This is a genomic window from Paraburkholderia sp. RL17-373-BIF-A (genome assembly GCF_046030175.1).
GTDB lineage: Bacteria > Pseudomonadota > Gammaproteobacteria > Burkholderiales > Burkholderiaceae > Paraburkholderia.
On record NZ_JARESO010000008.1, the window covers coordinates 184,522 to 205,187 of the forward strand.

At 63.3% G+C, this 20,666-nt stretch carries 18 protein-coding genes; 13 read left to right on the forward strand and 5 right to left on the reverse strand.

What is annotated here, in order from left to right; translation table 11 throughout:
* Positions 1 to 153 precede the first annotated feature (153 nt).
* Both P0D80_RS12770 and P0D80_RS12775 read left to right on the forward strand, forming a co-directional pair.
* Positions 154 to 588, forward strand: a complete 435-nt coding sequence (locus tag P0D80_RS12770; protein WP_132376085.1) for a CHRD domain-containing protein — start codon at positions 154 to 156, stop codon at positions 586 to 588.
* Positions 589 to 706: 118 nt separating this feature from the next.
* Entirely contained in the window at positions 707 to 1,663 is a 957-nt protein-coding gene (locus tag P0D80_RS12775) for an alpha/beta hydrolase (RefSeq protein ID WP_408284219.1), read from the forward strand.
* Here P0D80_RS12775 and P0D80_RS12780 read toward each other — a convergent pair.
* Positions 1,633 to 2,475, reverse strand: a complete 843-nt coding sequence (locus P0D80_RS12780; protein ID WP_408178345.1) for an EcsC family protein — start codon at positions 2,473 to 2,475, stop codon at positions 1,633 to 1,635. The two genes, P0D80_RS12775 and P0D80_RS12780, sit on opposite strands and share 31 nt — an antisense overlap.
* Positions 2,476 to 2,614: 139 nt before the next feature.
* Here P0D80_RS12780 and P0D80_RS12785 point away from each other — a divergent pair, with 139 nt between their 5' ends.
* Positions 2,615 to 4,210 (forward strand): MDR family MFS transporter, encoded by a 1,596-nt coding sequence (locus tag P0D80_RS12785; protein WP_408284222.1) that lies wholly within the window; start codon positions 2,615 to 2,617, stop codon positions 4,208 to 4,210.
* Between the two features lie 30 nt (positions 4,211 to 4,240).
* Positions 4,241 to 4,741: a MarR family winged helix-turn-helix transcriptional regulator gene (locus P0D80_RS12790; RefSeq protein WP_408284224.1), complete on the forward strand. Its 501-nt coding sequence runs from the start codon at positions 4,241 to 4,243 to the stop codon at positions 4,739 to 4,741.
* 121 nt (positions 4,742 to 4,862) lie between these two features.
* Here the strand turns inward: P0D80_RS12790 and P0D80_RS12795 are convergent, their stop codons facing one another.
* Positions 4,863 to 6,140, reverse strand: a complete 1,278-nt coding sequence (locus P0D80_RS12795; protein ID WP_408284227.1) for an amino acid deaminase — start codon at positions 6,138 to 6,140, stop codon at positions 4,863 to 4,865.
* A 146-nt stretch (positions 6,141 to 6,286) separates the two neighbouring features.
* On the opposite strand from P0D80_RS12795, the gene P0D80_RS12800 reads away from it, so the two are divergent.
* The 3 genes from P0D80_RS12800 (at position 6,287) to P0D80_RS12810 (ending at position 9,139) form a co-directional block, all read left to right on the forward strand.
* Positions 6,287 to 7,177, forward strand: a complete 891-nt coding sequence (locus P0D80_RS12800) for a MurR/RpiR family transcriptional regulator (protein WP_132376080.1) — start codon at positions 6,287 to 6,289, stop codon at positions 7,175 to 7,177.
* A gap of 3 nt (positions 7,178 to 7,180) precedes the next feature.
* Positions 7,181 to 8,662: an N-acyl-D-amino-acid deacylase family protein gene (locus P0D80_RS12805; protein WP_408178309.1), complete on the forward strand. Its 1,482-nt coding sequence runs from the start codon at positions 7,181 to 7,183 to the stop codon at positions 8,660 to 8,662.
* 90 nt (positions 8,663 to 8,752) lie between these two features.
* Complete coding sequence (locus tag P0D80_RS12810; RefSeq protein ID WP_007179354.1) at positions 8,753 to 9,139, forward strand: RidA family protein; 387 nt, start codon at positions 8,753 to 8,755, stop codon at positions 9,137 to 9,139.
* 68 nt (positions 9,140 to 9,207) lie between these two features.
* On the opposite strand, the gene queF is transcribed toward P0D80_RS12810, so the two are convergent.
* Genes queF through ilvA form a run of 3 tightly spaced genes read right to left on the reverse strand, consistent with a single transcriptional unit; the run spans position 9,208 to position 12,478 of the window.
* A complete protein-coding gene (gene queF / locus P0D80_RS12815; protein WP_408178310.1) occupies positions 9,208 to 10,032 on the reverse strand; it encodes an NADPH-dependent 7-cyano-7-deazaguanine reductase QueF in 825 nt (274 codons plus the stop codon).
* Positions 10,029 to 10,931 (reverse strand): 5'-nucleotidase, encoded by a 903-nt coding sequence (locus P0D80_RS12820; protein ID WP_132376077.1) that lies wholly within the window; start codon positions 10,929 to 10,931, stop codon positions 10,029 to 10,031. Before P0D80_RS12820 ends, queF begins: the two co-directional genes overlap by 4 nt.
* Before the next feature lie 23 nt (positions 10,932 to 10,954).
* A complete protein-coding gene (gene ilvA, locus P0D80_RS12825) occupies positions 10,955 to 12,478 on the reverse strand; it encodes a threonine ammonia-lyase, biosynthetic (RefSeq protein ID WP_408284231.1) in 1,524 nt (507 codons plus the stop codon).
* 503 nt (positions 12,479 to 12,981) lie between these two features.
* On the opposite strand from ilvA, the gene P0D80_RS12830 reads away from it, so the two are divergent.
* The 6 genes from P0D80_RS12830 to P0D80_RS12855 all read left to right on the forward strand — a co-directional run bounded on the left by P0D80_RS12830 (position 12,982) and on the right by P0D80_RS12855 (position 20,664).
* Positions 12,982 to 17,076: a DUF3683 domain-containing protein gene (locus P0D80_RS12830; RefSeq protein WP_408284235.1), complete on the forward strand. Its 4,095-nt coding sequence runs from the start codon at positions 12,982 to 12,984 to the stop codon at positions 17,074 to 17,076.
* A 34-nt stretch (positions 17,077 to 17,110) separates the two neighbouring features.
* Positions 17,111 to 17,539 (forward strand): HIT family protein, encoded by a 429-nt coding sequence (locus P0D80_RS12835; protein WP_132376074.1) that lies wholly within the window; start codon positions 17,111 to 17,113, stop codon positions 17,537 to 17,539.
* Between the two features lie 80 nt (positions 17,540 to 17,619).
* The gene (locus P0D80_RS12840) at positions 17,620 to 18,033 is read left to right on the forward strand and encodes a gamma-butyrobetaine hydroxylase family protein (RefSeq protein WP_132376073.1); all 414 of its coding nucleotides are present in this window, start codon (positions 17,620 to 17,622) and stop codon (positions 18,031 to 18,033) included.
* 66 nt (positions 18,034 to 18,099) lie between these two features.
* Complete coding sequence (gene ubiE, locus P0D80_RS12845; protein WP_408284240.1) at positions 18,100 to 18,831, forward strand: bifunctional demethylmenaquinone methyltransferase/2-methoxy-6-polyprenyl-1,4-benzoquinol methylase UbiE; 732 nt, start codon at positions 18,100 to 18,102, stop codon at positions 18,829 to 18,831.
* A gap of 38 nt (positions 18,832 to 18,869) precedes the next feature.
* Positions 18,870 to 19,862 (forward strand): Tim44 domain-containing protein, encoded by a 993-nt coding sequence (locus tag P0D80_RS12850; RefSeq protein ID WP_408178313.1) that lies wholly within the window; start codon positions 18,870 to 18,872, stop codon positions 19,860 to 19,862.
* Positions 19,863 to 20,019: 157 nt separating this feature from the next.
* Complete coding sequence (locus tag P0D80_RS12855; protein ID WP_132376071.1) at positions 20,020 to 20,664, forward strand: ubiquinone biosynthesis accessory factor UbiJ; 645 nt, start codon at positions 20,020 to 20,022, stop codon at positions 20,662 to 20,664.
* Positions 20,665 to 20,666: the final 2 nt, after the last annotated feature.

The window sequence follows — 20,666 nt, forward strand, 5'->3', positions numbered from 1 at the left end:
GCGGGTGCTGTGCGTGAAAGTGACTGACTAAAAAACGCGCGATGGCCTCGCGCTCCCCCAGCAAAAACAGGTTCGGCGGATTTGCACTAGTATGTGGTGGCTTCGCGCGCGGCCGAGTGTCGGTGCGGCGGTGCATCAAGTCCGGAGAAGACCATGATTGCGCTTCGAAAACTGAATCTTGCCGTGGTGCTGTGGGCGTTGGCGTCGGGTGTTGCCTTCGCGGACACGGTGGCGTTGAAGGCGGATCTCGAGCCTTCGAGCGAAGTGCCGCCTCGCGTGAGCCACGGGCACGGCATGTTGGACGCCACCTTCGACACGTCGACAAAATCCCTGCAATGGACAGTCAGCTACGAAGGCTTGAGCGGCCCGGCAACCGCCGCGCATTTTCACGGCCCCGCGCCGGTGGGCCAGAACGCCAAGATTCAGGTGCCGATCGACAAGGGCGCGCTCGCCAGCCCGATCAAAGGCTCGGCGGCGCTGACCGAACAGCAGGTGACGGATCTGATGGCGGGGCAGTGGTACTTCAACGTCCATACCGCACAGAACCCGATGGGTGAAATTCGCGGGCAGGTTTTGCCGGCGAACTAGGCGACCGGAAAGCCTTACCGCGGCGACGCAGGCGTTTTTGAGATTAGAAGCGGCCATCCACCGGCGTAGTAGCGAACGCACGTAACATGACAGGACACAATCGAAGGAGCGTGTCCCGATGAGTTGGCAAAGTGCACTCGCGTGCTGGTATCTGCGTAGACAGTTTCGACCGGAGACCCTCAAGCCACGCATCGATGTCGAAAGAGCGCGCGCGCTGACCGCCAAGCGCGTCTGGTCGCCGCGGGTGCCGGGCGGGTGGCGTCTGCGTGAGCTGTACGGCGCGGACGATACGCCCTTGCGTGGCGAGTGGATCGAGCGCGCCGACGGTGCGCCAGCCGCAAACGCCGGACCGACCGTGCTGTATTGCCACGGCGGCGGCTACTACTTCTGTTCACCGCGTACCCATCGTTCGATCGTGTTCGGTCTCGCGACGCGCGCCGATGCGCCGGTTTTTTCCCTCGACTACCGTCTCGCGCCAGAGCATCGCTTCCCGGCGGCGCTCGACGACGCGACCGCGGCGTACCGTCAGTTAATCGCCGGGGGCATCGCGCCCGAGTCGATCGTGATCTCGGGCGATTCAGCGGGCGGCGGTCTTGCGCTCGCCACGCTGGTGGCGTTGCGCGACGCCGGCGATCCCATGCCGGCAGGCGGGCTGCTATTTTCGCCGTGGACCGATCTGGCCGCGACCGGCGCCAGCATCCGCACCAACGACGGTCTCGATCCGATGTTCAGCGGCTCGGCGATCGCCCTAGCGGGAAAGGTCTACCTCGGCGACACGCCAGCAACGCATCCCTACGCTTCTCCGGTTTATGCCGACCTGCGCGGCTTGCCGCCGCTCTTCATCATGGCGGGCAGCACCGAGGTGTTGCTCGACGATTCGCGGCGCGTGGCCGACAACTCGCGGGCGGCGGGTGTCGACTGCGAACTCGAAGTGTGGAACAAGATGCCGCACGTCTGGCCGATCTTCGCGCCGTTCATCCCCGAAGGAAATCGCGCGCTCGACCGTGCCGCGGCCTTCGTGCGGCGCGTGACGAGTCGCGCGGCTCAGCCGTCGAGCGCGATGTCGATCGCCTGATAGGCTGCTTCGACCGGTTCCTGGCCGTACTGCCGTTCCAGCCGACGCACGGTGAAGTGACCGTGCGCGACCTGCTGGAAGTGGTCGATGAAAACCGTATTGACCATCGCGCCGAGCACCGCGCCGATCGCCGGGATGGATTTGGCGGCGATCTGTTCGCTCACCTGCACGGAGAAGCGCGCGGCGATCGTGTTGAGCAGGCGCAGCAAGGCTGCGGAGCCGTGCGCGGTGAAGCCTTTGGTCGCGATTTCAGACGACGCTTTCGACACCGCCTGCGCGAGCGCGCCGCGCATGATGAAGTAGCCGAAGTCGGCGTCGTCGTCGGAGCTCGACGTGCCGCCCATGCCGAGCACCGTCAGACATTGCAGCTGCGTGTCGATCGACGTCAGATCCTCGCCCTCGCTGCGCGCAATGTCGCAGATCGAACGGAACATCAGCGTGGTCGTGACCGGCAACTCGACGGGTAGGGCGAACAGCCCGAATGCGCCGCCGGCCGCGCCGGTAGTCGCCACGGCGAACTTGTGCAGCAAGTTGCTCGGCTTGTCGGGCACCACCAGCGGCGTCGCGCCGTCCTGCCGCCCCAGTGTGCGCAGCGCGATCGACAGGCACTTGCGCAAGGCCAGCTCCGTCGCGTCGGTGACTTTTTCGTTGGCGAACGCCGGCATGCGCGAGAGCAGTTTCTCCAGCGGCGCGCCGACGATGCTCGCCAGCTTCATCGCCAGAGCGGGGCTCTCCAGTTCATGTTTTGCGCGGCGCAGCGCTTTCAGGTCGTCGTCCGATAACGATTGTGTTGCGAGCGAACTCGGCTCCATGTGCCTCCCTGGCGTCATGTGATATCCATTCTTCAGTCGACTGCCGATGCGGCGAACCACGACGGCTTGTCCCGCTTAGAGCGTCGCAGCGTGGTATGATTCCCAATCGTTTGACGTGTCAAATGTTGCTCCATCAAAAATGGCTGTCCATACCGCGGCCCACCACTCGAGTGGGCAAGTTTTACCGTTCCGTGAATCGCTACTGGCGATGCTCGGCATCTCCTTCGTTACGATGCTGGTCGCGCTCGACCAGACCGTGGTCGGCACCGCGTTGCCCACGATCGTCGCCGAACTCAAGGGTTTCGAGCTGTACGCGTGGGTCGCCACGTCGTATCTGCTGACCTCGGTGATCACCGTGCCGATTTTCGGCCGGCTTGGCGATTACTACGGGCGCAAGCCGTTCGTCATCGCGTCGATCGTCGTGTTCACGGGCGCGTCGGTGCTGTGCGGCGCGGCCAACAACATGCTCTTCCTCGTGCTCGCGCGCGGCCTGCAAGGCATCGGCGGCGGCATGCTGGTCGGCACCGCATTCGCCTGCATTCCTGATCTGTTTCCCGACTCGGTCGTGCGTCTGCGCTGGCAAGTGCTGATGAGTTCGGCGTTCGGTATCGCGAACGCTGTGGGACCGTCGCTCGGCGGTTTCCTCACGCAGTATTACGGCTGGCGCTCGGTTTTCTATGTGAATCTGCCTGTCGGCCTGCTGTCGCTGTTCTTTGTCTGGCGCTTCCTGCCGCATCTGCGTCATGTCGAACACGAAGGCAAGATGCGCCTCGATTGGCCCGGCGCCGTGTTGATCGCCGTGGCGCTCGGCTCGCTGCAACTGTTCGTCGAATTGCTGCCGAAGCATGGCGTGACCTTGAGCGCGTTGGCGTTGCTCATCTTGAGCGTCGCGTCGGCTTACGCGTTGTGGCAGTGGGAAAAGCGCTGCCCGACGGCGATCCTGCCGGTCGACATGTTCCGCAACCGCAGTCTCGCCGCGCTCTTCACGCTGGCCGTGCTGGGCGGCTTTTCGATGTTCTCGCTGCTGTTCTACGCGCCGTTGCTGTTCCAGGGCGGCTTCGGCATGTCGCCGAAAGAAGCGGGCCTCGTCATCACGCCGCTGGTCGTGTTCATCACGATCGGCAGTATCGCCAATGGGCGCATCGTCTCGCGCGTGCGCAATCCGAATCTGATGCTGTATATCGGCTTTACGCTGCTCGCGCTGGCGTGCCTCGGCGTGGTCGTTGCGACGCGCGCCATGCCGCAATGGCTGTTGATGTCGTTCATGATCGTCGGCGGCTTGGGGCTCGGTTTCGTCATGCCGAACCTGACGATCTTCGCGCAGCAAACGGCCGGTCGCGAACACCTTGGTATCGCGACAGCGCTGCTGCAGTCGCTGCGGATGATCGGCGGCATGATCGGCACGGCGCTGACCGGCACGCTGGTCAGCCATATGTACGCGAGCGGCGTGCGCAGCGCGTTGGACAACGATCATGCGTCGCACTGGTTCGCGGATCTCGGCGACCCGCAAATTCTCATCAATCGCGATGCGCAAGCCACTTTGCTCAGCCAGTTGACGCATGCGGGCCACAACGGCGCGATGCTGCTCGAGAGCGCGCGAGAAGCGCTCGTGTCAGCGATTCATCTGGGTCTCGCCATGGCGGCGATCATCGCCGTGGTGTCGGTCTGGCAAAGCCGCCGTGTGCCGCCGATCAAACTCCAGCGCAAGCTCGAACCCGTGATTCACGCGGACTGATTTTTCGACTCACCGTTTTACAGACAGATCATGGAAGAACAGGACCGCGTCGCCGTCATGCAGCAATTCGGCCGCACATATCGGGCGTTCATGTCGGCTTTCGAGGCGCACGTCGGCCATCCGTTGCCGCGCTGGCGCATTCTGCTCGCGCTGCACGAGCAGGCAGGCGAGTCGTCGCAGAAGCGGCTGGTGGAGCGCTTGCGCGTCGATCCGGGCGCGTTGACACGGCAACTGAAAACGCTGGAAGGTATGGGCTGGATCGCTCGCAGCATGGATACGCGCGATAACCGCGTGACCAACGTGCGCCTGACCGAAGCGGGGCAGTCGGCAACGGAAGCCAGCTTGCCGCGTCGCAACGCGTTTATGCATGACACGATAGCCGTGTTGCCGGACGACGCGCTGAACGCGCTGTCGGGTGCATTGAAGATGCTTGAGGCGAGGATCAGCGAAGTGGCGGCGACGGCTAGCGCAGTTGAGGCTGTCGCTCAAACATCCGAGATAGTGGGCAATGAAGCGCCGCGCCAGCCTTGATCTGCCGGACGGGCACGGTTAAACAAAGTCACCTCGTCGGAGCGGCGCGAAAAACCCGCCCTTCCGCAACACCACGAAAGGCGCGCCTCGTTGCCCGAGAACGCGCCGTTCGCAAAACCCATCAGAAGAACGTTTCAATCACTTCCGTGACGCGATACGCCGGATCGACCACCAGCACCTGACGCCATTTGTCGAACGTCAGACACGGATGCGAGATGTCGAACGCGATCATGTCGCCCACTTTCAGGTCAGCGCCTGCGGGAATCCGCAGATACGCGTGCTGATCCATCAAGCCGAAAATCTCCCAGCCTTCGCTCGCCGCGATGTCACGCGGGGCTTCGTTGCCCGGACGAAAGTGGCGCGCCGGTTCCGGCATCCCGGCGTCGAACGCGGAATCGCGCTTGCCGAGACCGATGATCGCGCGATCCGGTTCGGGAATCGACTGTACATACGCCCACAATTGCAGCGCGGGAAGCAGCCCTTCGCCCATTTTCTTCGCGACCGGATTGCGCGCGAAAATTTCCGTCTGCGCCTTGCGATAGATGCCGACGTCGTGTGTCAGATAGCAGCCGGGACGCAGTACGACCTCGACCTTGCCGGTCTCCGACGCCTTCACGAATTCTTCCGCGACCACGTCGTACCAGGCCGAACCCGCGCCCGACAGCACCGCCGGCGTACGCGCAAAACGGCCTTGCTCGACGAGTTCGCGCGTGACCGCGACCGCGCTTTGCAGAAACTCGCGCACTTCGTGTTCTTCCTTGAGCACGCCTTCATACAACTCGACGCCAGCGAGCTTCAGCGTGTCGGGATAACGTGCAATCGCCTCGAGCACTGCGTTGCGCTGCGCCGCGTCGCGCACGCCCGTGCGCCCACCCGGCACGCCGAGTTCGAGCAGCACTTGCAACTGCTTGTTCACCGACTTGAAAAACTCGCCCAACTGCTCGACGCCTTCAACCGAATCGACGAGGCAGAAGAATTCGAAATCCGAATCGCTCAGCAACTCGGCAACCATCATCATGTTGTGACGGCCGACTAGCTGGTTGGCCATGAGAACACGCGAAACGCCGCCGTGATAAGCCGCGCGCACCTGATGCGCGGTGGCGAGCGTGATGCCCCACGCGCCGTTTTCGAGCTGACGGCGAAACAGCTGCGGCGCCATGGTGGTCTTGCCGTGCGGCGCGAGCTTGACACCGTATTCCGCGACGAATGCCTGCATCCACTTGAGGTTGTGCTCCACGCGGTCCGCGTACAGCACGGCGGCCGGCAGGCTCACGTCTTCGTTCAGCAGGTTCCACTCGAGCCGCGCGGCATCCGTGAGTTGGATACTGGTGCCCGGAACCATGCCCAAGCCCTTGCTATGAGGATCAATCGTTGCGCCCTGATAGTTTGTAACTTTCATGTCTCCCTGCTCCATCGTCCAGTTAAATTGAATCAAAGTTGACTTTACCATGTTACCGAAAGTACGATGGATGAAGAAATGTTATTTAGTACCACAGTTGGGCGGAGGCGGGTTATAAGCCTTCGCGCGGCCTCCCACAGTCTGCAATGAACTTAACCGCCGAACCGCTCGCTTTCGACATCGTCGCGCGCATTGCCGAATGCGCGCCGGAACTGCGCTCGGCCGAACGCAAGGTCGCCGCGCTGATTCTCGACGATCTGACGGGCGCCTCGCGCGCCAGCATTGGCGCGCTCGCGCAGCAGGCGGAGGTGAGCGTCGCGACGGTGACGCGCTTTGCCAAGGCGGTCGGCTGCCGCGACGTGCGCGAGCTCAAACTGCGGCTCGCGCAGGCGGCCGCCGTCGGTCAGCGTTTCCTGAAGGCTGGCGGTCCGAACGACGCGCCCGAGCCGATCGCAACCCGCGTGTTCGACGAATTGCAAACCGCGCTGGCGCACAACCATCAATTGCTGCGCCAGGCGCCGCTCGGCGACGCGGCCGCCGCCTTGCGCGGCGCGCGCATGATCTACGTGTTCGGCATGGGCGGCGGCTCGACCGCGCTCGCCGACGAGATGCGCTTCCGGCTCGTGCGTCTCGGGCGGCCGGTGGCGACCTATCAGGACGGCTTGCTGCAACGCATGGTGGCGAGCACCGTGTCGCGCGAATGCGTGGTGATCGCGCTCTCCACCACCGGGCGCGTGCCCGAGATGGTCGAGAACTGCAAGATCGCGCGCAGCTACGGCGCAACCGTGATCGCGCTGACCGCGCCGGCGTCGCCATTGGCGCGACTCGCCGATTGGGTGATTCCGATCGTGGCCTTTGAAACTGATTTCATTTACAAGCCGTCGTCGTCGCGCTACGCGATGATGATGGCGCTCGATGTGCTCGTCACCGAACTTGCCGTCAGTCAGGGTGACGAGAGCCGCGAATTGCTGCGCCGCATGAAGCATGCACTCGACACGCACCGCGGCGGCGGCGATCGACAACCGTTAGGAGACTGATCCATGCACTCGCATCCCGAAGCCGCTGATACGCTGATCGTCGGCGCGCAACTGTATGACGGCACGGGCGCGCCGCCTGTCGAACGCGACGTCGCGGTTCGCGACGGCCGCATCGTCGCGATCGGCAATCTGTCGAACTGGCTTGCCGAAGAAGTGATCGAGGCCGAAGGCCGCGCGCTGGCGCCGGGCTTCATCGACGTTCACACGCACGACGACACGCACGTGATCCGCTCGCCGCAAATGCTGCCGAAGATCACGCAAGGCGTGACGACGGTGATCGTCGGCAATTGCGGCATCAGCGCGTCGCCGGTTGCGCTGAAGGGCGATCCGCCCGATCCGATGAACCTGCTCGGCGAGCGCGACGCATTCCAGTACCCGACCTTCGCCGCGTATGTCGAAGCGGTGAACGCGGCGCGGCCGGCGGTGAACGTCGGCGCGTTGATCGGGCACACGGCGTTGCGCAGCAACCAGATGGACCGGCTCGACCGCGCGGCGACACCGCAGGAAATCGACGGCATGCGCGCACAGCTCGAAGAAGCGTTGGCCAACGGCGCGCTGGGTCTGAGTTCAGGGCTCGCATACGGCTCGGCGTTTTCGGCGCCGACCGAAGAAGTGATGGCCTTGGCCGAACCGCTCGCCGCGGCCGGCGCGTTGTACACCACGCACATGCGCACCGAATTCGACGCGATTCTCGACGCCATGGACGAGGCGTATCGCGTGGGCCGTCACGCGCACGTGCCGGTGGTGATTTCGCATCTGAAGTGCGCGGGTCCGTCGAACTGGGGACGCAGCGAGGAAGTGCTGAATTCGCTCGAAGGCGCGCGCCGTCTGCAGCCGATCGGTTGCGATTGCTATCCGTACAACCGCAGTTCGTCGACGCTCGACGTGAAGCAGGTGACGGGCGACATCGACATCACGATTACGTGGTCGGAGCCGCATCCGGAGATGGCGGGCAAGCTCGTGAAGGAGATCGCGGCGGAGTGGGGCGTCTCGCAGCAGGAAGCGGGCAAGCGTCTGCAACCGGCGGGCGCGGTGTATCACAACATGTCCGAAGAGGACGTGCGGCGCATCCTCTCGCATCCCGCGACCATGGTCGGCTCAGACGGGCTGCCGAACGATCCGCTGCCGCATCCGCGCTTGTGGGGCGCGTTTCCGCGTGTGCTCGGCCACTACGCGCGCGACGCGGGCTTGCTGCCGCTCGAAGAGGCGGTGCGCAAGATGACCAGCTTGTCGGCGCGTCGCTTTGGTCTGGCGCAGCGCGGCGAGGTGCACATCGGCTATCACGCCGACCTGGTGCTGTTCGACCCGGCCAAGGTGCGCGACGCGGCGACGTTCGAGAACCCGCAGCAGGCCGCCGACGGCATCGACGCGGTGTGGGTGAACGGCGTCTTGACGTATCGCAATGGCGAAGTGACGGGCGAGCGCGCCGGGCACTTCGTGGCGCGCGGCGCGGCATCGAAGGGTGACGCGCACGGCGCGTTCTGATTATTTGCCCGATTGAATGATTAATTGATTGATTGCGGCGCGCGCGGCGATTCTGCCGGACGCGTGCCGGACTTTTTGAGGAGTGTGATGATGAAGCGATATGGTGTTGAAGGCGGGAAGGGAACGGGCGGTCAGCATATGCCGTTTGCGCGTGCGGTCGAAGCGGACGGCTGGCTGTTCGTGTCCGGACAGACGCCGATGGAAAACGGCGAAGTGATCAATGGCGGCATCGTCGAACAATCGCACAAGGCGATTCAGAACGTGTTCGCGATCCTGAAGGAAGCCGGCTATGGCGCGGAGCATGTGGTCCGCTGCGGCGTGTGGCTGGATGACCCGCGCGACTTCGCGTCGTTCAACAAGGTGTTCCGCGAGTATTTTGGCGAGAACCCGCCGGCGCGCGCCTGTGTCGTTTCTTCGATGGTGATCGACTGTCGCGTTGAAGTGGACTGTGTGGCTTATAAGAAGCCCACGGCCTAGCTCTGAATACTTAGCCAGTTTCATTCGCCGCGGAATCGCATCGGATTCCGCGGCGAACACGCTGCTATTTACTGCCGCGCCAGCCGCATATTGTCAGGCATCGGCAAGTTGTAATTCGTGCGGAACGGATTGATATCCAACCCGCCGCGCCGCGTATAACGCGCATACACCGCGAGCTTCACCGGCTTGCAGGCCTTCAGCACATCGATAAAAATCCGCTCGACACACTGCTCGTGAAAACCAGTGTGATTCCGATACGAGATGATGTAGCGCAGCAAGCCCGCGTGATCGATCTGCGGGCCCACGTAATGAATCTGCACGCTACCCCAATCGGGCTGCCCCGTCACCGGACAATTCGATTTCAGCAAGTTGGAGAACAGCGTTTCTTCGACCGGTGCCTCATCCAGCGCCGCTTTCAGCAAGGACGCGTCCGGCTGATAAACGTCGGTATCGAGATCCAACCGATCCAGCGACAAACCCTCGAATTCTTCCATCTGCAATTTGCCGAACTCATACGGCGCGGCCAGATGAACGGACACGCTCGCACCGCACGACGCGGACACATCGCGCTTGATCGTGTCGCGCACCGCCTCCATCGACTCGAACGCGGTCTGCGCGAATGAGCCGAGGTAGAGCTTGAACGATTTCGACTCGACGATATTCGGCGAATCCGCCGGCACGAAGAACGTCGCCACCGCGATTTGCGGTTTGCCGCGCGCATTCAGCCACGACAACTCGTACGCATTCCAGATGTCCGTGCCGAAGAACGGCAACTGCGCGCCGATGCCGATCGCCTCGCGCGCATTTTTTCGCGCGATCGGAAACAGCAAAGAAGCGTCGTATTGTTCGGTGTAAGTGGAGGCCTTACCCAGCGGTGATTGTTCGGGTGTCATGATGCGTTCACGATGCCACTCAGCACGTGCCCCGTCGCCGTCACGACGCGGGCCGATTCGCAGTGGCCAATTTGGTCGTCGAAGAAAAAGTCCGGCTCGAACTCGCGCAGGAATGCGCTCTTGTCGAGGCCGCCGAGGAACATCGCTTCGTCGATTTCGATGTTCCATGCCATCAAGGTGCGGATCGCGCGCTCGTGCGCGGGCGCCGAGCGCGCCGTCACCAATGCCGTACGAATATGCATCGGCGCGGCTTCGTCCGCGAGTTTTTGCAACCGGTGCAGCGCTTCGAGTAACGGCTTCAAGGGGCCGTCCGCGAGCGGCAGATCCTTGTTGTGAATCTCGTGGCCGACGAATGCGCGCAAGCCGTCCTTCTGGAATACGCGCTCGGCTTCGTCGGAAAACAGCACCGCGTCGCCGTCGAAGGCAATGCGGATTTCGTCCGGATACTTGCTCGCCATTCTCGCCGATTCGGGCAAGACTCGCGCGGCGGGAAATCCGGCGGCCAGCGCGTCGCGCACGTCCTGCTGATTCGCGGACAGAAACAGCGACGCGTTCAACGGCTTCAGATAGCCGAACGGCGCGCGTCCGCGCGTAAACACTCCGCGCTCGATGGCGAGCCCATGCTCGCGGCACGAGTGGAACGCGCGCAGTCCGCTGATCGGATCGCTGCGCGAAAGAATCACCACTTCGACGCGATGACCGCTGGTGTTCAAGGCCAGCAGCTTGCGGATCAGCGGAAACGCCACACCCGGTTTGGCGGGCACGGTCAGGCGGTCGCGCTGCAACGCTTCATAGGCCTGCAGGTTGCCTTCCTCGTACACGCGGTTCTCTTCCTCGAAGTCGAACAGCGCGCGCGACGAGATTGCCACCACCAGTTTGTCGACAAGCGAAAGAGCCATCTGCGCGTTTCAGTCCTAAGTAATCAAGCGAGGAACAGGCGATATACCGGGTTCTGCGTCTCTTCCCAGTTCGGATAACCGAGCGTGGCGAGAAACTTGTTGAACGCTTCATTCTCGCTGTCCGGCACCTGGATGCCGACCAGAATCGAACTGTAGTCCGCGCCCTGGTTGCGATAGTGGAACAGGCTGATATTCCAGTTCGGCGCCATCGACGAGAGGAATTTCATCAGCGCACCCGGACGCTCGGGAAACTCGAAGCGGAACAGACGTTCGTCGTGTGCCAAAGGCGAGCGCCCGCCGACCATGTAGCGGATGTGCTGCTTGGAGAGTTCGTCGAACGTCAGGTCGACTGTGGCGAAGTCGTGCGCTTCAAACGCGCCCGCGATCTGCGCCGACTCGCTGCGATTCCTGATCTGCACGCCCACGAAGATATGGGCGGAGTTCGCGTCCGCAATGCGGTAGTTGAATTCAGTGACGCTGCGCGTGCCGACCAGTTCGCAAAAGCGGCGGAAACTGCCACGCTCCTCAGGAATCGTCACGGCGAACACCGCTTCGCGCGCTTCACCGACTTCGGCGCGCTCGGCCACGAAGCGCATGCGGTCGAAGTTCATGTTCGCGCCCGACGTGATCGCGATCAGCGTCTGGTTCTCGATGCCTTCGCGTTCCGCATACTGCTTGGCGCCAGCCACCGCGAGCGAGCCGGCGGGTTCCAGCACGCTGCGGGTGTCCTGGAAGACGTCCTTGATCGCGGCGCATAGCGCATCGGTATTCACGAGCAGCACGTCGTCGAGATATTCGCTGCACAGGCGGAAGGTTTCTTCACCGACGAGCTTCACCGCTGTGCCGTCCGAAAACAACCCGACCTCGTTCAGCGTGACGCGCTCACCGGCTTTCAGCGACGCCGCCATCGCGCACGAATCATCGGTCTGCACGCCGATCACCTTGATCTCCGGGCGCACCGACTTCACGTACGCGGCGACGCCCGCCGCCAGTCCACCCCCGCCGATCGGCACGAAGATCGCGTGAATCGGGCCCTGATGCTGGCTGAGAATTTCCATCGCGACGGTGCCCTGGCCGGCGATCACGTACGGATCGTCGAACGGATGCACGAAGGTCAGGCCGCGCTCCTCCTGCAGTTTCACCGCGTGTCCGTAGGCGTCGCTATACGATTCGCCGAACTGCACCACCTCGACAGTGGGACCGCCGTGCGCGCGCACCGCATCGACCTTCACCTGCGGAGTCGTCACCGGCACCACGATGATCGCCTTCACGCCCATGCGCGCCGCCGACAGCGCCACGCCCTGCGCATGATTGCCCGCCGACGCTGTAATCACGCCGCGTTCCAACGCTTCGGAAGGAATATGCGCCATCTTGTTGTACGCGCCGCGCACCTTGAACGAGAACACCGGCTGGTTGTCCTCGCGCTTCAGGTAGACCGGGTTGCGCAGACGTGCCGACAGATTCGGCGCGCGTTCGAGTTCGGTCTCGCGGGCCACGTCGTAGACGCGCGCGGTCAGGGTTTTTTTCAGGTAGTCGTGGGAAGCCATGCGGGTGGCGCGGAGCGCTTGGTGAGACGGGAAAGGGTCAATGATAGCGCCAACGGTGTACGCTCAGGCCCTCGGCTGATGCACTGGCGCCGCGCCGTACAGCGCCGCCCGACCGTTCGGTTGGTCAATCCGGCAGGTGGGGGCCACCTTACGATTCGCCACGAAAGTGCCCAAACCCCCGCCGCTGTTCCGATTTCAGCCGTCAACGCGTGGCGGGATCATGCGGTAGAATTCCATTTTGGAATAAGGATCGGAAGATGCACTGGCAGCCTCGGATCGCCCACTTGATGCCCGCCCCGCGTGAGTCTTGCCCCGCGGCGGAGCGTCACGTCCGCCACGCACGATCGTGTAGTTATATCTGAGCGCCGCGAAGCGACCGGTGTGGGTTTGGCCGTCGGTCGTGCTTCGCTCCCCAAGAAGATTTCCAGCATTGCGCGCCACGCGCACCGTCAGCCGACGCCTCATCGATGAGCGCGCCGGGTTGACCTACCGAGTCGTCCGACATGAACGCACCTCAAGTTTTCGATCCGCACGGGGCCGCCGCCGCGGTGGCCACCGATCCCGAAGCGCGTCTGCGCGAAATTCCCTACAACTACACGTCGTTTTCCGATCGCGAAATCGTCATCCGTCTGCTCGGCGACGAAGCCTGGGCTGTGCTTGCCGAATTGCGTGCGGAACGCCGCACCGGCCGCTCGGCACGAATGCTGTACGAAGTGCTCGGCGACATCTGGGTAGTGCGCCGCAATCCTTACCTGCAAGACGACCTGCTCGACAATCCGAAGCGCCGCGCGATGCTGATCGAAGCGCTGCATCACCGTTTGAGCGAGATCGAAAAGCGCCGCCGCGCCGATCTGACCGAACACGGCGATGAAGCGGGCATCGATCGCGCCGCTCGCGTGGAAACGCTGGTGCAGGCCGCGCGCCGCGCCGTCGACGAATTCGCCAGCGAGTTTCAGAAGACCTATGACCTGCGCAAGCGTGCGACCAAGGTTCTGGGCAAGGTCACGGAAAAGGACAACATCAAGTTCGACGGTCTATCGCGCGTCTCGCACGTGACCGACGCGACCGACTGGCGCGTCGAATACCCGTTCGTCGTGCTCACGCCGGATACCGAAGCCGAGATCGCCGGCATGATCAAGGCGTGCTTCGAACTCGGTTTAACCGTGATTCCACGCGGAGGCGGCACGGGCTACACGGGCGGCGCGGTGCCGCTCACGCCGTTCTCGGCCGTCATCAATACTGAAAAGCTCGAACAACTCGGCGCGGTCGAAATGACCGAATTGCCGGGCGTCGACCGTAAAGTCGCGACAATTTTCTCCGGCGCGGGCGTGGTTACGCGCCGCGTGACCGAAGCGGCCGAGCAGGCCGGCTTCGTGTTCGCCGTCGATCCGACCTCGCTGGATGCATCCTGCGTGGGCGGCAACGTCGCGATGAACGCGGGCGGCAAGAAGGCGGTGTTGTGGGGCACGGCGCTCGACAATCTCGCCTGGTGGCGCATGGTCGACCCGGAAGGGAACTGGCTCGAAGTCACGCGCCTCGAGCACAACATGGGCAAGATTCACGACATCGAAGTCGCGCGTTTCGAGCTCAAATGGTTCGACGGCAACTACGCGCCGGGCGAAAAACTGCTGCGCACGGAAGCGCTCGACATCAAGGGCCGCGTGTTCCGTAAGGAAGGTCTCGGCAAGGACGTCACGGACAAGTTCCTCGCCGGTCTGCCGGGCGTCCAGAAGGAAGGCTGCGACGGGCTCATCACCTCCGCGCGCTGGGTGCTGCACAAGATGCCGGCGCACACGCGCACCGTCTGCCTCGAATTCTTCGGCCAGGCACGCGACGCGATTCCGAGCATCGTCGAAATCAAGGACTACCTCTTCGAAACGTCGAAGCAGGGCGGCGCGGTTCTCGCCGGCCTCGAGCATCTGGACGAGCGCTATTTGCGCGCGGTCGGCTACGCGACCAAGAGCAAGCGCAACGCGTTTCCGAAGATGGTGCTAATCGGCGACATCGTGGGCAACGACGCGGACGCGGTCGCGCAAGCCACCTCGGAAGTCGTGCGCATGGCCAACGGCAAGAGCGGCGAAGGTTTCGTCGCGGTCAACGCCGAGGCGCGCAAGCGTTTCTGGCTCGACCGCAGCCGCACGGCCGCGATCGCCAAGCACACCAACGCGTTCAAGATCAACGAAGACGTGGTGATCCCGCTCGATCGCATGGGCGAGTACACGGACGGTATCGAGCGCATCAACATCGAGTTGTCGATCAAGAACAAGCTGCAACTGGTCGACGCGCTCGAAGCGTTCTTCCAGGCCGGCAAGCTGCCGCTCGGCAAGAGCGACGACGCCAACGAAATTCCGAGCGCCGAACTGCTCGAAGACCGCGTGCAGCAGGCGCTCGATCTGCTCAAGCGCGTGCGCACGCGCTGGGAATTCCTGCGCGACAAGCTCGACCTGTCGCTGCGTGAGGCGCAGCACTATCTGGTCGGTCTCGGCTACGAAGCGCTGGCGGAGAAGTTCGCCGACCGCGCGGATGCGCAGCCCGACGCCACCGTGTTCCATGTCACGCAGGACCGTACGATCCGCGTGTCGTGGAAGCAGGAGATCCGCGCCGAACTGCGGCAGATCTTCAACGGCGGCGAGTTCAAGCCGATCCTCGACGAAGCCCAGGCGATCCACAAGCAGGTGCTGCGTGGCCGCGTGTTCGTCGCGCTGCACATGCACGCGGGCGACGGCAACGTTCACACGAACCTGCCGGTCAACTCCGACAACTACGAGATGCTGCAGGACGCCCACACGGCGGTCGCGCGCATCATGAAGCTGGCGCGTTCGCTCGACGGCGTGATTTCCGGCGAGCACGGCATCGGCATCACCAAGCTCGAATTCCTCACCGACGAGGAGATCAGCGAATTCCGCGCCTACAAGCAGCGCGTCGATCCGCATGGCCGCTTCAATGCGGGCAAGCTGCTCGAAGGCGCCGACCTGCGCAACGCCTACACGCCGAGCTTCGGCCTGATGGGCTATGAATCGCTGATCATGCAGCAGTCCGATATCGGCGCGATTTCCGAGTCGATCAAGGACTGCTTGCGCTGCGGCAAGTGCAAGCCGGTATGCGCGACCCACGTGCCGCGCGCGAACCTGCTGTACAGCCCGCGCAACAAGATTCTCGCCACTTCGCTGCTGGTCGAGGCGTTCCTGTACGAAGAGCAGACCCGCCGCGGCGTGTCGATCAAGCACTGGGACGAGTTCAACGACGTCGCCGATCACTGCACTGTCTGTCACAAATGCGTGACGCCGTGTCCGGTGAAGATCGACTTCGGCGACGTGACCATGAACATGCGCAACCTGCTGCGCAAGATGGGCAAGAAGAAGTTCAACGCGGGCAACGCGGCCGGCATGTTCTTCCTCAACGCGACCAACCCGCAGACCATCAACCTCGCGCGCACCGCGATGATGGGCATCGGCTACAAGGCGCAGCGCCTCGGCAACGACGTGCTGAAGAAGTTCGCGAAGAAGCAGACGGCGCACCCGCCGGCAACCGTCGGCAAGCCGCCGGTCACGCAGCAGGTGATCCACTTCATGAACAAGAAGATGCCGGGCAACCTGCCGAAGAAGACCGCGCGCGCGTTGCTCGACATCGAGGACAACAAGATCGTCCCGATCATCCGCAATCCGAAGACGACCACCGCCGACACGGAAGCCGTGTTCTACTTCCCGGGCTGCGGCTCCGAGCGGCTGTTCTCGCAGGTCGGTCTCGCCACCCAGGCCATGCTGTGGGAAGTGGGCGTGCAAACCGTGCTGCCGCCGGGCTACCTGTGCTGCGGCTATCCGCAACGCGGTTCGGGCCAGTACGACAAGGCCGAGCAGATCGTCACGGACAACCGCGTGCTGTTCCACCGCGTCGCCAATACGCTGAACTACCTCGACATCAAGACGGTGGTGGTGTCGTGCGGCACATGCTACGACCAGCTCGCCGGTTACGAATTCGAGAAGATCTTCCCGGGCTGCCGGATCATCGACATTCACGAGTTTCTGCTGGAGAAAGGCATGAAGCTCGACGGCGTGAACGGCGTGCGCTACATGTACCACGACCCGTGCCACACGCCGATCAAGACGATGGACCCGGTCAAGCTCGTCAATCAGCTGATGGGCTCGGAGAAGGACGGCTACCAGATCGAGAAGAACGATCGCTGCTGTGGCGAATCCGGCACACTCGCGGTCACGCGTCCAGATATTTCGACGCAGGTGCGCTTCCGCAAGGAAGAGGAGATCCGCAAGGGCGCGGCGAAGCTGCGCGGCGTTCCGCTCGTCGCTGAAGCGGGCGCGAACGGGATCAATCCGGCCAATGCATCGGCCGGCTCGGCGGGTGCGCCGAACGGCTCCGTGCTCAAGGCCGGCGACGGCCCGCAGCCGAAGGGCGCCACCGACGTGAAGATCCTCACGAGCTGCCCGTCTTGCCTGCAAGGTCTGTCGCGTTACAACGAAGATGCGGGCATCGAGGCGGATTACATCGTCGTCGAGATGGCACGTCACGTGCTCGGTGAAGACTGGATGGTCGACTACGTGCAGCGTGCGAACAATGGCGGAATCGAGCGCGTGCTGGTTTAATGGCACGACCGACGATTTTTGCCTGAGGACGACGATGGATTGCGTTTTTTGCCGTGAAGATGGCGGCGATGTGCTGTGGCACGACGACACCTTGCGTGTCGTCCTCGCCGACGAACACGATTACCCGGGCTTTTGCCGGGTCATCTGGAACGAGCATGTGGCCGAGTTTTCCGACCTCGACGGAAACGACCGCGATCGCGTGATGAAGGCCGTGTATGCGGTCGAGCGCGCGATCCGGCGCATCCTGCAGCCGGTCAAGGTCAACCTGGCGAGCCTCGGCAACCAGGTTCCGCACGTGCACTGGCACGTGATTCCGCGTTTTTCGAACGACGCTCATTTTCCGCTGCCCATCTGGGCGCCGCGCCAGCGCACGGTGTCCGAAGCCATGCTGTCGTCGCGCCGCGCGCAAGCCACCTTGCTGCGCGAAGCGGTGCGGCAGGAAATCGAACAGGCGCTGGGTTGAGCGACCGCGCACCTATCGTGTCGTGCGTTTGCGGCCGAGGGAGCAGGGAAACTTGAGACGGCGTTTTCTATGAGGTCAATATGAGTGGACTGACTCCCGATACTCCGGTGCCGACCGGCGTGGTCGTGCATTCCAAATCGCGTGTGCTCGAATTGCAGTACGCAAACGGCGAATCGTATCGCCTGCCGTTCGAACTGCTGCGCGTGTATTCGCCGTCGGCGGAAGTGATGGGCCACGGGCCCGGCCAGGAAACCCTGCAGACCGGCAAGCGCGACGTGACGATCACGATGATCGAGGGCGTCGGCAACTATGCCCTGCAGCCGACTTTCTCCGACGGACACGCCACCGGCATCTATTCGTGGGACCTGCTGTACGACATGGCCGTGCGCCAGGATGAACTCTGGCGCGACTATCTCGCCAAACTTCAGGCGGCCGGCGTCGACCGCGATACGCCTATGGTTCAAGCCGGCGCTGCGCACGGGCACTGTCACTGATACGATTCGCCCCGATCGCCGCACTGATGCGGCGCAACATTCAGAATACGCGAAAGGACAAGCGCGATGAGCAAAACCCACTTCGGCTTTCAATCGGTCGACGAACAGGACAAGGCGCAGAAGGTGGCGGGCGTGTTCCACTCGGTTGCCGCCAACTACGACTTGATGAACGACCTGATGTCGGGCGGGTTGCACCGGGCGTGGAAGATGTTCACGATCGCCCAGGCCAACGTGCGGCCGGGGTACAAGGTGCTCGATATCGCGGGCGGCACGGGCGATCTGTCGAAGGCCTTTGCGAAGCAGGCGGGCGAAACCGGCGAAGTCTGGCATACCGACATCAATGAATCGATGCTGCGCGTGGGGCGCGACCGCTTGCTGGACAAAGGCGTGATCACGCCGGCGCTGCTTTGCGACGCAGAGAAAATCCCCTTTCCGGACAATTACTTCGATGTGGTCACGGTGGCATTCGGCCTGCGCAACATGACGCACAAGGACATCGCGCTGGCGGAAATGCGGCGCGTGCTGAAACCGGCGGGGCGTCTGCTGGTGCTGGAATTTTCGAAGGTATGGGATCCGCTCAAAAAGGTCTACGACGTCTATTCTTTTAAGGTGTTGCCGTGGTTGGGCGAACGCTTTGCGAAAGATGCCGAGAGCTACCAATACCTCGCGGAATCGATCCGGATGCATCCGGACCAGGAAACTTTGAAAACAATGATGGAACAAGCAGGCCTGGACGGCGTCAAATATTACAATTTGTCAGCTGGCGTGGTAGCTTTGCATGTGGGGACCAAATACTAGGGTTCCTAACCCATCGATTTTTAAAGGAAAGTACGAAAATGTCCGATTCAGGTGTGTTATCTCCCCGTAAGGTTGGGCGGTCGCTGGTGAGAAGAATCGGACTGATCGCGATGGTCGGCCTGATCATGGCCGGCTCCCTCGCTTCGCTCGATGCGGAAGCTCGCCGCATGGGCGGTGGCCGTAGCATCGGCCGTCAGTCGAATAGCGTGACGCAGCAGTCCGCGCCGTCGCAACCTTCCCAAGGCAATCAGGCCATGCAGCAGCGTGCGCAGCCGGCACCGGCGCCCGCGCCGACACCCGCCGCGCAACCTAATCGTTCGCGCTGGCTCGGGCCGATCGCCGGTTTGGCGGCCGGTCTCGGCATCGCCGCGTTGCTGTCGCACTTTGGCCTGGGCGGCGCGTTCGCCGGCGCCATGGCCAATATCATCGTGATTGCGATTATCGCGATGATCGGTATCTGGCTGATCCGCCGCTTCATGGGCCGCAAGCGCGACTCGGCGCAGCCGGCGTACGCGGGCAGTTCGCCGTCGCTCAACTCGGGCGGTACGGGCTACTCGCAGGAACCCCGGTATAACGCGCCGCCCACCGGCTCGTATCTCGAACCGCAAGGCAATCCGCTGAGCACGCCGACCATCAACTCCGTGCCTGTGGTGCCGGCCGGCTTCGACTCGGAAGCGTTCCTGCGTAATGCCAAGGTCTACTTCGTGCGTCTGCAAGCCGCATGGGACGTCGGCAACATGGACGACATCCGCGAATTCACCACGCCGGAAATGTTCGCCGAGGTGAAGGTCGATCTGTCGTCGCGCGGTGCGCAGACGAATCAGACGGACGTGGTGCAACTGAACGCCGAGTTGCTCGGCGTGGAAGAGCGCGCGAACGAATACTTCGCCAGCGTCCGCTTCTCGGGCCTGATTCGCGAAGCGCCGGGCGCGGCGGCCGAGCCGTTCGTCGAAGTCTGGAACCTGTCCAAGGCGAACCGTGCCGGCGAAGGCTGGCTGCTTGCCGGCATCCAGCAGGTCACGCAGCACTGAAACAGGCGGTGCGATAGAGGCCGCGCGACGGATCAGCGCGTTCTTGAATCGCACCTGGCGTTGGCCGTTCGGCATAGCAAGCCGCAAAGCGAACGGACGTTACAATAGGAACCCGCGCGGGCACCTCGCTCGCGCGGGTTTTTTCTTGCCACTTTCAATGACCCTCGCCGCCAAGCCCTTCGCTGCTGCTGTCAATCATCTGCTCGCCCGCGAATCGTGGGCTCGTGAGCGCCTCGCCCCCTACGCGGGCAAGACCGCGAGACTGTCATGTCCGCCGGTCGTGTTGATGCTGCTGGTGCAACCGGACGGCTATTTGAGCGCGGTCGCCGCCACCGAGGCGCAACAGTTCGACGTGACCATCTCGGTGCCCTCCGACGCGTTGCCCGCTTTCGTGCAAGGCGGCCAGGCGGCGGTGATGAAGCACGTGAAGATCGAAGGCGACGCCGAATTCGCCACCGTGATCGCCAAGCTCGCCGAACATCTGCGCTGGGAGCCGGAAGAAGATCTGGCCAAGCTTATCGGCGACGGCCCGGCGTGGCGGGTGGCGTCGGTCGTGCGCACGGTCGGCGAACATGTGCAGCGCACCGGGCGCAATCTGCTCGACACCGCCGCCGAGTATCTGCTCGACGAGAATCCGCAACTGGTGCGCCGCGCCGCGCTCGAGGATTTCAACGTGGAACTGGCCCGCGCGCGCGACGCACTGGCGCGCGTGGAAAAACGCCTCGAGCGTCTTGAACAGAAGGTCGAAGCCCGCGGCGCCGATGCGCCGGGCGGCGCCGCCACGTCGCGCGGCACGCGCTAGTC